This is a genomic window from Lacrimispora sp. 210928-DFI.3.58, assembly GCF_020554865.1.
In the GTDB taxonomy this organism is placed as follows: Bacteria; Bacillota; Clostridia; order Lachnospirales; family Lachnospiraceae; genus Enterocloster.
The window spans coordinates 46,418-60,249 of sequence record NZ_JAJCIC010000025.1; the positions used below are offsets into that span (position 1 = coordinate 46,418).

Annotated in this window: 9 protein-coding genes; all 9 read right to left on the reverse strand. The window is 51.5% G+C overall.

The features are described 5' to 3' along the window. Positions 1–490 precede the first annotated feature (490 nt). Complete coding sequence (locus LIZ87_RS15075; protein WP_227148179.1) at positions 491–1,978, reverse strand: glutamate synthase subunit beta; 1,488 nt, start codon at positions 1,976–1,978, stop codon at positions 491–493. Positions 1,979–1,992: 14 nt separating this feature from the next. Beyond that, positions 1,993–6,540 (reverse strand): glutamate synthase large subunit, encoded by a 4,548-nt coding sequence (gltB, locus tag LIZ87_RS15080; protein ID WP_227148181.1) that lies wholly within the window; start codon positions 6,538–6,540, stop codon positions 1,993–1,995. Between the two features lie 404 nt (positions 6,541–6,944). Then, on the reverse strand, positions 6,945–8,039 hold the full coding sequence (locus LIZ87_RS15085; RefSeq protein WP_227148183.1) for a DUF4349 domain-containing protein: 1,095 nt from the start codon (positions 8,037–8,039) through the stop codon (positions 6,945–6,947). 297 nt (positions 8,040–8,336) lie between these two features. Continuing rightward, positions 8,337–8,603 carry an HPr family phosphocarrier protein gene (locus LIZ87_RS15090; RefSeq protein WP_178313231.1) on the reverse strand — a complete coding sequence of 89 codons (267 nt, stop codon included), beginning with the start codon at positions 8,601–8,603 and terminating at the stop codon, positions 8,337–8,339. A gap of 141 nt (positions 8,604–8,744) precedes the next feature. Continuing rightward, on the reverse strand, positions 8,745–9,395 hold the full coding sequence (locus LIZ87_RS15095; RefSeq protein ID WP_178313230.1) for an epoxyqueuosine reductase QueH: 651 nt from the start codon (positions 9,393–9,395) through the stop codon (positions 8,745–8,747). A gap of 106 nt (positions 9,396–9,501) precedes the next feature. After that, positions 9,502–10,647: an RNA polymerase sigma factor RpoD gene (gene rpoD, locus LIZ87_RS15100; protein ID WP_227148187.1), complete on the reverse strand. Its 1,146-nt coding sequence runs from the start codon at positions 10,645–10,647 to the stop codon at positions 9,502–9,504. A gap of 129 nt (positions 10,648–10,776) precedes the next feature. Next, positions 10,777–11,670: a diacylglycerol/lipid kinase family protein gene (locus tag LIZ87_RS15105; protein ID WP_178313228.1), complete on the reverse strand. Its 894-nt coding sequence runs from the start codon at positions 11,668–11,670 to the stop codon at positions 10,777–10,779. A 41-nt stretch (positions 11,671–11,711) separates the two neighbouring features. Beyond that, positions 11,712–12,842: an A/G-specific adenine glycosylase gene (mutY, locus tag LIZ87_RS15110; protein ID WP_227148189.1), complete on the reverse strand. Its 1,131-nt coding sequence runs from the start codon at positions 12,840–12,842 to the stop codon at positions 11,712–11,714. After that, positions 12,829–13,809, reverse strand: coding sequence for a biotin--[acetyl-CoA-carboxylase] ligase (locus LIZ87_RS15115; protein ID WP_227148191.1), 981 nt, complete (start codon positions 13,807–13,809; stop codon positions 12,829–12,831). Before LIZ87_RS15115 ends, mutY begins: the two co-directional genes overlap by 14 nt. Between the last annotated feature and the right edge of the window lie 23 nt (positions 13,810–13,832).

Below are 13,832 nucleotides of genomic sequence, written 5' to 3' on the forward strand. Positions count from 1 at the left end.
TTAAGTTTTCACGATGGGATTTTATGTAGCTGTAAAGACGCTTTTTTATCTGTATTATATTTTAACATGGCAAAAATGTGTTGTAAACATGTTCGGAATAGTTATGGTTTCGGGATGTTGCCTCCATATATGAGATTTTTTTATAATCTGGGAAATCGCTTTTTCGCTTTTCTGATAGAGGCGGATGAATGCCAGGTGCTGATCGGCCTGGGAGCTTATGGGGTTAGGATAGCATATTTTTTGGGGGAGGGCAAGGTTTTTTGAGAGATTGTTTTTGGGGGGATTGAGGGATTTGGATTAGGGGGCCCGGCGGGGGAAAGTTTGTTGGACGCCTCCCGCGGGAACGCAGTGCTCCCATCTCGATTCCGCTTCGCTACATCTCGATGGACGGCTGGCGCCGTATGCTCGCGCTTGCAAAAGGGCCGGAGAGAAAAGCGAAAAGCTGCCTTTCTCTCCGGCCCTTTTGCAAGCGCGAGCGCACTGCTTGTAGCTATGCCAAGTTTGTATACCCCATCAGGCTTTCGTCTACTGACTTTGCTACTTCTCTTCCTTCTCTGATGGCCCATACTACCAGGGACTGTCCACGGTGCATGTCTCCGGCTACGAATACTTTTTCTACATTTGTCTGATACTCTCCGGCCTCTGTTGCCACATTTGTACGGCTGTTCAGCTCTACCCCAAAGGCGTCTGCTACATATGCCTGTGTGCCTAAGAATCCGGCTGCGATCAGTACCAGGTCTGCAGGGACCTCCTTTTCGCTACCTTCTACGGGCACCATCATGACTCTTCCTGTCTCATTGTCCTTCTGGGCTGCCAGGCTTACCAGGATGGCTTTGCAGACCTTGCCCTCGGCATCCTTGATGAATTCCTTGACAGTGGTCTGGTAGATCCTGGGGTCGGAGCCGAAGACGCTTATGGCTTCTTCCTGGCCGTAGTCTGTTTTCAGGATCCTGGGCCATTCGGGCCAGGTGTTGTTGTCGGCTCTCTTTACAGGAGGCTTTGGCATCATCTCCAGCTGGGTCACGGAGGCGCAGCCCTGGCGGATGGAGGTGCCTACACAGTCGTTTCCAGTGTCGCCGCCGCCTATGACGATGACGTTCTTATCCTTGGCAGAGATATAATTTCCATCCTCTAAATTGGAATCTAAAAGGCTCTTTGTGGTGGCCTTTAGGAAATCCACTGCAAAATAGATCCCCTGGGCATCTCTTCCTGTTACATCGATATTTCTGGGATTGGAGGCGCCGCAGGCTAAAATCACGCGGTCAAAATCCCTCATGACTTTGGCTGCCTTGTAGTTTTTGCCCACGTCCGCATTTGTCACGAAGGTGACGCCCTCCTGCTTCATTACCTCCACCTTGCGGTCGATCACCCATTTTTCCAGCTTCATATTGGGAATGCCGTACATCAGAAGGCCTCCCACCCGGTCGCTGCGCTCAAATACGGTGACGCTGTGGCCCCGCTTATTTAACTGGTCTGCGGCAGCCAGGCCCGCAGGGCCGGAGCCGATGACGGCAACCCGCTTTCCGGTGCGGACCGTTGGCGGCTTTACCTTTGCAAAGCCCTCTGCATAGGCCTTCTCAATAATGGCGCGCTCATTCTCCTTCACAGTCACCGGGTCACCGTTTAAGCCGCAGGTACATGCAGCCTCACAGGGAGCCGGGCAGACTCTGGATGTGAACTCCGGGAAGCTGTTGGTCTTTTTCAGCCTGTTAAAGGCCTGATGCCAGTTGCCTGTATATACAAGGTCATTCCACTCAGGGATCAGGTTGTTTAAGGGACAGCCGCTTACCATGCCGCCGATCATCATACCTGACTGGCAGAAGGGGACGCCGCAGTCCATGCAGCGGGCTCCCTGGCACCGCTGCTCTGCCTCCTTTAAGGGGAGGTGGAATTCCTTCCAATTCTTTATGCGCTCCTTTGGAGCAACCTCTTTACTGGTCTCACGCTCATACTCTAAAAATCCTGTCATTTTACCCATTTTCCTGCACCTCCTTAGCCTCTGATGTTGGCGTAAAATGCTTCAATCTGCGCCTGCTCGCTGTTCAATCCCTTTTCCTCCATCTGCACGATGGCATTCATCATGCGCCGGTAATCATGAGGAACGATCTTCTTAAATTTCGGCAGGTACTCGCTGAAGTTGTCCAGGATCCTCTTGCCCTTCTCGGAGTTGGTGTAAGCCACATGCTCCTGGATCAGGCCCTTGAGCTCCAGTACATCGTATTTATTTGTTACCTCCTCAAAGGAGACAAGCTCCTTGTTGAGGCGTTTGTAAAGGCTTCTGTCCTCGTCCAGCACGTAGGCAATGCCGCCGCTCATGCCGGCTGCGAAATTCTTGCCTGTGGGACCTAATACTACCACGCAGCCGCCTGTCATGTACTCGCAGCCGTGGTCTCCCACGCCCTCCACAACAGCCGTTGCACCGGAGTTGCGGACACAGAAGCGCTCGCCTGCAATACCGCTTATGAAGGCCTTTCCGCTGGTAGCTCCATACAGTGCCACATTTCCAATTACAATATTATCCTCTGCCTTAAACTGCACACCCTGAGGCGGGTATACGATCAGTTTGCCTCCGGAAAGACCCTTGCCGAAGTAATCGTTGGAATCACCCACCAGCTCCAGTGTCAGGCCCTTGGGGATAAATGCGCCAAAGCTCTGGCCGCCGCTTCCGTTGCAGCCTATGGTAAAGGTATCCTCCGGCAGCCCCTCCGGGTACTTTCTTGTGATCTCCGCTCCGAAAATAGTTCCCAAGGTACGGTTCACATTGGACACATCCACCTGAATGCTCTTTTTCTGCCCATTGCTTAAGGCGCTCTTGAACTTCTTTAAGAATACGCTCTCGTCAATGGTTTCATCCAGCTTAAAGTCATAGACTTGTTTTTCATTGTAGCCGGCCAGCTTCTGTCCCGCATACGGGTTATCCAGGATCCTGCTTAAATTCACTTCCTTTGCGCGGCTGAATGGGATCTCATCGCTATTCTTGCGCCTTAAGAGATCGGTGCGTCCCACAAGCTCATCCACTGTGCGCACGCCCAGCTTTGCCATGTACTCCCGAAGCTCTTCGGCGATAAATTTCATGAAATTCACCACATACTCCGGTTTGCCCTTAAAGCGCTTGCGCAGCTCCGGATTCTGGGTGGCAATGCCCATCGGGCAGGTATCCAGGTTGCAGACACGCATCATAACGCAGCCCATGGTAACAAGGGGAGCTGTGGCAAAGCCGAACTCCTCTGCGCCCAGCATACAGGCAATGGCAACATCGCGGCCTGTCATCAGCTTTCCGTCTGTCTCCAGCACCACTCTGTCACGGAGGCCGTTCATGATCAGGGACTGGTGAGCCTCAGCCACACCCAGCTCCCATGGAAGGCCTGCATTGTAGATAGAGTTTCTGGGAGCCGCACCTGTACCGCCGTCATAGGAGGAGATCAGGATAACCTGGGCTCCGGCTTTTGCAACACCGGCGGAAACGGTTCCCACTCCTGCCTCAGACACCAGCTTGACAGAGATCCTGGCCCTTGTGTTGGAGTTCTTTAAATCATAGATCAGCTGTGCCAGATCCTCGATGGAATAAATATCGTGGTGAGGCGGCGGTGAGATCAGGGTAACGCCTGTGGTTGAATGCCTGGTCCTTGCCACCCACGGGTAAACCTTCTTGCCCGGAAGCTGTCCGCCCTCACCGGGCTTTGCGCCCTGGGCCATCTTGATCTGGATCTCCTGGGCACTTACAAGGTAGCGGCTGGTAACGCCGAAACGACCGGATGCCACCTGCTTGATGGCGGAACAGCGGTTGTTGTTCGCCGGTCCCGGAACCAGCCTGTCTAAGCTCTCGCCGCCTTCACCTGTGTTGGACTTGCCGTGGAGACGGTTCATGGCAATGGCTAAGGTCTCATGTGCTTCCTGGGAAATGGAGCCGTAGGACATAGCGCCTGTCTTAAAGCGCTTTACAATGGAATCCACACTCTCCACCTGGTCCAAGGGGATGCCTCCGTCCTCCGGGAAATGAAAATCGATCAGGGAACGCAGGTGATAGGTCTTGTCATTCCGGTCAACCTCTGCGGTATACTGCTTAAATATGCTGTAATCCCCTGTCCTTGCAGCCTCCTGAAGGAGATGGATGGTGAGAGGATTGTATAAATGCTCCTCCTGGCCGGAACGTGACTTGTGGCTTCCCACGCTGTCTAAGGTCAGGTCCACATCCAGCCCCAGAGGATCAAAAGCGGCTGAATGGAGCACATCCACGTCATTTGCAATATCCTTTAAGGTAACGCCCTCCACACGGCTGACCGTATCGGTAAAATACTTATCCACCACTTCCTTGCAGATACCGATAGCCTCGAAGATCTGAGCGCCCTGGTAGGACTGGATGGTGGAAATACCCATCTTGGAAGCGATCTTTACAATGCCGTGGAGCACTGCCAGGTCATAGTCGATCACAGCTGCGTAATAATCCTTATCCAGCATCTTTGTCTCGATCAGATACCGGATGGACTCATGGGCAAGATAGGGATTGATGGCACATGCGCCGTAGCCTAAGAGGGTGGCAAAATGATGGACCTCTCTGGGCTCGCCGCTCTCCAGGATCAGAGCCATACTGGTACGCTTCTTCGTCCGTACCAGATGCTGGTGGACAGCGGACACAGCAAGGAGGGATGGAATCGGCACATGGTTTTCATCGATATCGCGGTCGGAAAGGATGATGATATTTCCGCCGTCCTTATGGGCTCTGTCAACCTCCAAAAACAGGCGGTCAAGGGCCTTCTCAAGAGAGGTATTCTTGTAGTAGGTGATCGGGATCACCTCTACCTTAAATCCCTCCTTTTTCATACTTTTGATCTTCAGAAGATCGGTCTCCGTAAGGATCGGGTTGGATACCTTCAGGATCTTGCAGTTCTCTGCCGTTTCCTCTAAAATATTGCCCTCCTCTCCCACATATACCGTGGTGGACGTGACGATCTCCTCGCGGATGGCGTCAATGGGCGGGTTCGTTACCTGGGCAAACATCTGCTTAAAATAGTTGAACAGCGGCTGGTGCTTCTTTGAAAGCACTGCCAGAGGACTGTCTGCACCCATGGCGGAAACAGCCTCTGCACCATTGAGAGCCATAGGAAGAATCATGGTCTTGTACTGTTCATAGGTATAGCCATAGGTCTTCTGGAGCTTTGAGCGCTGCTCCTTTTCCATGGCCGGAACGCCCTTATTCGGAACAGGCAGATCCTTGATATCGATCAGGTTGGAATCCAGCCATTCGCCGTAGGGCTGTCTGGTGGCATAGCGTTTTTTCAGCTCCTCATCACTGATCAGGCGTCCCTGTACCGTGTCGACCAGGAGCATTTTTCCGGGACGGAGACGGTCCTTTTTCACGACCCTTGTCTGGTCAATATCAATGGCTCCTACCTCGGAGGCCAGGATCATATAGCCGTTATCCGTGATGTAATATCTGGATGGACGCAGTCCGTTTCTGTCAAGGACAGCTCCCACCACGTCACCGTCTGTAAACAGGATGGAGGCCGGACCGTCCCAGGGCTCCATCATGGTAGCATAGTAGCGGTAGAAATCCTTGATCTCGGAGTCCATGTATTTGTCATTTTCCCATGGTGCAGGGATGGTCACCATCACGGCCAGGGGAAGCTCCATGCCGCTCATGACCATAAATTCCAGGGCATTGTCAAGCATGGCGGAGTCGGAACCCTCTTCATTGATGATGGGAAGCACCTTGTGCATATCGTACTTAAAGTACTCGGACTCCATATTTTCCTCGCGGGCGATCATCTTATCTACGTTGCCGCGGATGGTGTTGATCTCACCGTTATGTACGATGAAACGGTAGGGATGGGCACGCATCCAGCTTGGATTTGTATTGGTGCTGAAACGCGAGTGGACAATGGCAATGGCCGACTCATAATCCTTATCCTGGAGATCCTGGAAGAAAAGCCTCAGCTCTCCCACAAGGAACATTCCTTTATATACAATGGTGCGGCTGCTTAAGGATACCACGTAGGTGTCCTCATTACTCTGCTCAAACACGCGGCGCACCACATACAGCTTTCTGTCAAAATCAATACCGGCCTTTACGCCCTCCGGCTTTGCCACAAAGCCCTGGGCAATGTAGGGCATCACATCTACGGCCTTCTTGCCTAAGACCTCAGGGGCAGTGGGGACTACCCTCCAGCCTAAGAAGGTAAGGCCTTCCTTTTTCACAATGATCTCAAACATCTTCATGGCCTGGTTCCTGGCAAGCTCATCCTGCGGGAAAAAGAACATACCGATACCATACTCCCGCTCTCCGCCTAATGCAATACCGGAGGCAGCAGCAGCCTTTTTAAAGAACTTATGGGAAATCTGCAGCATGATGCCTACACCGTCACCGGTCTTTCCTTCTGCATCCTTACCTGCTCTGTGTTCCAGATTTTCCACGATGTGGAGTGCCTGATCGACTGTCTCGTGCGTTTTTATTCCCTTAATATTGGCAACAGCACCGATACCGCAGTTGTCATGCTCAAAACGCGGATCGTACAGTCCTGGCAGTTTCTGTTTGGGGTCCATAACTTTTCTCATCCTTTCTTTTTGCCTTCCGGGAAATATGTGGGGTGGGGGATTTCCGGCGGCTTTTATTGATTTCCTATTTTTTATAGCTATGAGCACTTAGAGCCTGTCTTTTGGGCTCTTACGTGCGATGCATGAAAAATAGTTCGCAAGGTCTCTCACGAGCGTTACTATTTTTTATAGTTGAGATGATACTACATTTTTTCTCGTTTGTAAACAATTTTTTCAATTAAATTTTCAGATAATTAGATAATTATTATTTTAAACAAATAATTATCTGCATATATAATATTTTATCTGCTATTTTTTCGTTTTTTTCATTAATCCCAACACAAAAGAGCAGGACTTCCTCCATTTTGGCGGCTGTCCTGCTCTTCTGATACCTCTGATCGATACTCTTCTATTTATTTATCGTCCTCTTTCTTCTCCTCTTCCTTCATCTCCTTGGCTCTGAACGGAAGTCCTGCCAGCTTCTTCTCTTTCTCCTTTGCCCCTGTCTTTCTCTTGATCCTGCGCACCAGCCTCCAGACGATCAGTGCTGCCAGCACAAGAGGAAGCCAGAAGGGCGCTGATGTGAGGATGCCGATGAGCGCGTTGGTGAGCATGAGAGAAAGTGCCTCCAGATTATCCTCAAAGCCCTTTTGGATCCTGGCTGAGGTGGTCTCAGGGGCTGCCGGGGTCAGATCCTTTACCTCGGATATGGAAAGCCTCACTGTGCTGTACTCTACCTGATTGTCATAAAGGCGCAGCCTGGAGCCCAGGGATTCCAGCTCATAGCGTATCTCTGACAGGCGCTCCTCCAGAGCGATCACGGAATCCAGGGAATCTGCCTTTTCAAGCAGGGCCCAGATGCGTTCCTGCTCGATCTCCAGAGACTTTTTCCGGCTCTCCACATCGCTGTACTGCAGGGTCACATCCTCTGTGGACTCTGACCTGCTCGTGACATTCCCGCTGGCCTCCACCTCTGCCACAAAGGAATCAAGGCGTTCAGAAGGGATCCTTGCCGTAATGGAGGCATATCTGGGAATCGCTTCTCCCAGATAATTTAAACGGCTTCCTGACATCTCCGACTGCTCTACATAGCCTCCCAGCTCTGTGATCTTCCCTGTCACAGACTGTACCAGCGTCTCAAACTCCTTTGTCTCCACATCCATGCTGACATTGCGTATCAGCTTCCGGGCTGTACTTACAGCCTGCAGGCTTCCTGACTCCGAGGACAGCTTCGTATCCCCCAGGCTATCGTTGGCCGGGATCTCTCCCTCAAACGCCGCTTCTTCCGGCGCTGCATCCATGGCAGCCATATAAATGCCTCTTTCCGGCATTCCCATAGCGGCTGCCGCAGTTTCTGCCGCCACTACGGAGCTCTTGCTGGAACCAGCACCGCAGCCCGCCAGTACCAGGGCCGAGAGCAGGAACGCTGTTCCCCATACTCTCACCTGCGGGATTTTTGTCCTTCTGCGTGTCCCGGCTCCCTCTTCCATTTTTTTCCATCCTTTCATATTCTCTCCTCCTCACTTTTCTTCTTTCATAATACCTGTATTTACCATAACATATCTTTTTTCTCTTCTCAACGGAAGTAAGGAAGGATTAAGAATTGCAAACAAAGAATTAAAAAATAGGAACGCTCGTGAAAGACCTCGCGAACTATTTGCTGCGCAAACGAAGCAAAGCTGAGTTCGCGGTTCCCGTAAGTTTTTATGAAGCGAGGAACGAGCGTAATAAAAAACAGGAACGCTCGTAAAAAAAGGGATGCATCCTTATGGATACATCCCCAGCCAGTCCTATAAGACGTTTGATTACATCTCGCCCAGTCCGCCCTCGATCGCTTCGGTCAGAGTCTGCATAGCAGCTTCCTCATCCTCGCCATCGCAGATCAAATTGATCTCAGTTCCGCACTTGATGCCTGCTGCCATTACGTTCAGCACGCTCTTTGCGATGATCTTCTTCTCCCCGCACTCAATCGTAACATCGCTCTTGAACTTCATAGCTGTCTGAGACAGCACACCTGCTGGTCTTAAGTGTAAACCGGAAGGATTTACAATAGTTAATGTTTTGCTGATCATACTACACTCTCCTTATTCACTGTTTTATACTCTCGAACACAGTTGGCAACCATGTCCCTCATAAATGATTCTATTACATCCGACTTCCCATGTCAAGTTAATCGGCAAAATCCTGAGCGATTTTTTCACAAGCAAAACTTCTCAATGACCGCTTGATTTTCTCGCTTTTGCTTCCTCCATGGAATATACACAGCCACAGTAATCCTGTCTGTAAAGTCCGTATTCCGATGATAATTCCACGGAACGCTTATAGCCGTTTTTCTTTTTAAAATCAGACACCAGATAGGGGATGCCTGTTTCCTCGGAAAGAGCCAGGCCGATCTCATTGAGCTTTGCCGCATTTTTAAGGGGACTGATGGATAAGGTGGTGGTAAAATAGTCAAATCCGCCCTCTTTTGCTGCCTTTGCCGCTTCCCGAAGCCTCAGCTCATAGCAGAGGAAACAGCGCTCTCCTCCCTCCCTGTCCTTTTCATGTCCCTTTGCCATGCGGTAAAATGCTTCCGTGTCATAGCTTCCCTCCAGAAAATGCACAGGCCGCGCAAGCTTCATCTCCGCGATCAGGCGCTTCTGCTCCGCTACCCGCTCTCCGTACTCTGACGGGGGATAGATATTGGGATTATAATAGAAAAGAGTAATATCAAAATACCTGCTCAGATATTCCAGCACATAGCTGCTGCAGGGCGCACAGCAGCTGTGGAGGAGCAGGGAAGGCCGCTTTTCTTTTCCCTCAAGGCCCTCTAGTATCTTATCCAGCTCTCTCTGGTAATTCCTCTTGCTTGCCTGACAGGCCATCTGACCCTTCCTTTCTTTTGTTCTCGATAAATCGTCCATATTCTTAAAAAGGATACTGCAGAAACACAAGCTTCTGCAGCATCCTCTTTATCCTTCACAGTTTCGCCTACAGGAAATCCCTGATGCGCTTGCTCCTTACAGGGTTTCTCAGCTTTCTCAAAGCCTTTGCCTCGATCTGCCGGATACGCTCCCTGGTGACATTGAACTCCTTGCCAACCTCCTCCAAGGTCCTGGGATGGCCGTCCTCCAGGCCAAACCGGAGCACGATCACCTGGCGCTCCCTCTCCTTCAGATCGCCCAACAGTGCATCAATATGCTCTCTGAGCATAACAGATTCCACATTTCCCTCCGGGGTGACAACATTGTTGTCCGCCACGAAATCGCCTAAGTTGGAGTCGTCCTCCTCACCGATTGGCGTCTCCAGGGAAGCCGGCTCTCTGGCGATCTGCATGATCTCCATGACCTTGTCCTCTGTCATGTCCAGTGCCTCTGCCAGTTCTGTCACTGATGGCTCATAACCCAGCTCCAGAGTAAGCTTTCTCTGCATTTTTGACATCTTATTGATCGTCTCAACCATATGCACCGGCACCCGGATGGTCCTTGCCTGGTCTGCCAGGGCTCTTGTCACGGACTGGCGGATCCACCATGTTGCATATGTACTTAACTTATAACCCTTTGTATAGTCGAATTTCTCTACGCCTTTAATCAGTCCCAGGTTTCCTTCCTGTACCAGATCCAAAAAGCTCATTCCTCTGCCCGTATAACGCTTCGCAATGCTGACTACAAGACGGAGATTGGCCTCGATCAGCCGTTCTTTTGCAGACTCATCGCCATCAGCCTTGCGCTGGGCCAGTTCTAACTCCTCATCTGCCGTAAGAAGGGGTACGGTGCCGATTTCCTTCAGATACATGCGGACCGGATCCTCTGTGCCGATCCCCTCTAACAGGTCCACTGCATCCAGGTCGATTTCTTCTTCCTCTGCGTCCTTCATGAAGCTGTCATCGTCTAAATCCAGGTCCAGATCAATCTCCTCCATGAGCGCCGGATCACCGCTTAACATCGCCTCGTCCAGTACGGGAACCACATCGATATTGCGGTTCTCCAGGTAACTGTAAATCTGATCCATCTGCTCCGGTGACAGATTATCCCCGGTAAAAAAATCATTGATCTCGCCAGCGTCCAGCGTATTGTGCTTTTTCTTCGCCTGCTCGACCAGCTTTTCCAGCTTCTTTAAAAAATCGTCCTTTTCCACTGATAAACGTCCTTTCGCTTAAAGGTAAATGTGGGTAGTTCCACAACTTATCATTATATACTAACTTTATCCGTATTTCAACATTTTTCGACAGTTTTCTTCTGTTTTTCCGCTATGGCGGCCATCCATTTATTCACTTCCCAGCATGATCTTCACCTTTTCTCTCAGGTTTGCGATCTCCACCTCTGTCCTGGCTCCTCCGTACTCCCCGTCCAGAACCCAGTCCACTTCTTTCTCAGAGGTAATGCGCAGGGAGGAGGTCTTGAACTTGTACACATATTCGTTGGGCTCTTCTTTTAAGAACATGTAGGAGATGATGTTGCTTAGATCCCCCGGCGTCCTGGGCATCCTGATCAGGAGCACCTCAAAGAGTCCGTCATTTAAGGCAACCGACTGGTTCACCAGCCCCCTAAAGCCGCCTACGCTCAAGGTATTCGTCACCATGCCAAAGGCAAACTCCTCCTCCAGTACCTTGTCCTCCCACTCCACCCTCATGGGAATCGGCTTAATATCTGACAAGCTCTTCACCGCCTCCAGCATATAGGCCTGGTGTCCCAGAAGATTCTTCCTGTCCTGAGGTGTCAGATAGGATACCCCTGTAAATGCCCCAAAGGCCGCAATATACATGAAATACCGCTCACTGCAGAAGGTTCCCACATCAATGGCGCAGGCACGTCCCTCCACAATGTCCGATGCCGCCTTCTCCATCTTCTTCGGTATCCGGAGGCTGGAAGCAAAATCATTGGTGGAGCCTGCCGGAATGTAGCCCAGAAGGGGCAGCTTCTTAAGGCCCATCATCCCCGTGATGGCTTCATTCAAGGTCCCATCTCCTCCGCTGCACACGATCAGGTCCATATGCTCTCCCAGCTTTCTCACAACCTCTGTTGCATCCAAGGGCCTCTGGGTCACATGGACATGGATATCATAGCCTGCCTTTGTGAAAATATCCAATATTTCCAACAAATATCCCCTGATCTGCTCCTTACCGGAACGGGGATTGAATACAAACAGCATGCTTTTCATTCAGTATCCCTCCCTTTCCATTGTATCCATTTTTTACAAACTTATCCAACCCTGTAGGCCCGAAAGGCATTGGGAAGGGCATAGGAGCTTTTCAGCAATTCCTTTTCCACCATAAAGCAGGCCTGGGATTTCAGCTTCCCGGATAAGTCCTCCTCTGCTCCAAGAACCACCCGGTAGCCGATCATATGCCATTCTACATGGGAGAAAATATGCTTGGCCTTTGGAAGAGCCTCTATCTTTGCCACCTGCTCCTCCTGAAAGCCTAAGGCTTTGCAGATCTCACCGGCCTTCAGTATCCCCTCCACATTGGGCAGCTCATAGAGTGATGCCAGAAGGCCCGTGGACGGCCGCTTTCCTATGGCTACCTCGTCTCCCCTCTCTATTATAAAGACGGTTTTCTCCTCAATCTTCCTGGCCTTTTTTGGCGATTTATAAGGAATTTCCTTCCACCAGCCGTTTTTGCCTGTAAGGCACAGGGAGGAGAGGGGACACTCTGCGCATTTGGGCTCTCCCACAGGGATACACACCAGGGCTCCCACCTCGATCAGGCCCTGGTTGTAGCTGCTGGCCTCATCCTTTGGCATGATACCTTTCAGCTCCTCCTCCATTCTGGCCTTCACCGAGGCCTTCCTGATATCCTCACGGTCTCCCAGGAGCCTCGATATCACGCGAAGCACATTTCCGTCCACTGCCGGCATGGGAAGACCGAAGGCAATGGAGGCAATAGCTCCCGCTGTGTAGCTTCCGATCCCCGGAAGCTTTAAAAGCTCATCATAGGCAGAGGGAAGGCAGCCGCCGTATTCTTCCATCATCATCCGGGCTGCTGCCTTCAAATTCCGGGCCCGGTTGTAATAGCCTAGGCCCTCCCACATTTTCATAAGATGATCATCATCGGCCTCCGCCAGCTCCCTGATACCCGGAAATGCTGTCATAAACCGTTCAAAATAAGGCTTTACTGCCTCCACCCTGGTCTGCTGGAGCATGATCTCCGATATCCACACCCGATAGGGCTCCGGCTTGTCACGCCATGGAAGGGCTCTGGCCCTGGAAGCATACCAGGCGAGAAGGGGACGCTCTATGGCAGCCAGCCTTTCTGCCCGCTTAAGGGGCTTGTCCTCTGACTCCAGAACCTGAAGCTTATCATAAAAATGTGATGTACTATACATAGCCATAGATTCCCCTTACTGAAACCTCGCCGGATATCACGGAGACAATATGCCCGTCCTCCCGCTCCACCAAAAGGCTTCCCTCGCTGTCAATACCCAGGGCTCTTCCACGGTACTCTCCCTTGGGATCCAGCACACAGACCTGGCAGTCTCTATTCGCCAGAACCTGGTCATACTCTTCCTTCAGGCCGGACATATCACAGGTTTTGGTGAAAATTTCATAATATTCTTCAAAGGCCTCTGCCACTGCGGCGATGATAGGGCTCCTTTTTACATTTTCTCCCATCTCAAGCTTCAAAGAGGTCGCCGTGGATGCGATCTCCGGCGGGAAACTTTCCGTATTGACATTGATGCCGATCCCCGTCACAACATAACGGATACAGTCATCCTCCGTGCTCATCTCTGTCAGGATGCCGCAGATCTTCCTTCCCCTCAGCACTGCGTCATTGGGCCACTTGATCATAGGTTCAAGGCCTGTGGCCATGCGGATCCCCTTTACCACAGCCATCCCGGCGACCAAAGTCAGCATGGAAGCATGGGCAGGGGAAAAAGCCGGCCTTAACACCATGCTCATCCAGATGCCTGTGCCGTGAGGTGATACCCAGCTCCTGCCGCGCCGGCCCTTGCCTGCTGTCTGGCAGTCCGCCACCACCAAGGTGCCGTGAGGAGCGCCATTCTCAGCCAGCCTTCTGGCCTGGATGTTGGTAGAGTCCGTCTCGTCAAAGTATTCCAGTCCGGCTCCCATCCATTTGGTGCAGAGCATGGTCCGAAGTTCCGCCGTTGTCATGACATCGGCGGTCTCCACCAGGCGGTAGCCCCGGTTTCTCACAGCCTCGATCTGGTAGCCCTCCTCCTTTAACTGGCCCATGGCCTTCCACACAGCGGTGCGGGATACCCCCAGGCTCTCGCACAGCTGCTGCCCCGACAGGTATCCCTTATTCTCCTTTAGCACTTTTAAAATCTCTGCCTTCATCTCTTACCTCACCTTTACGCCTT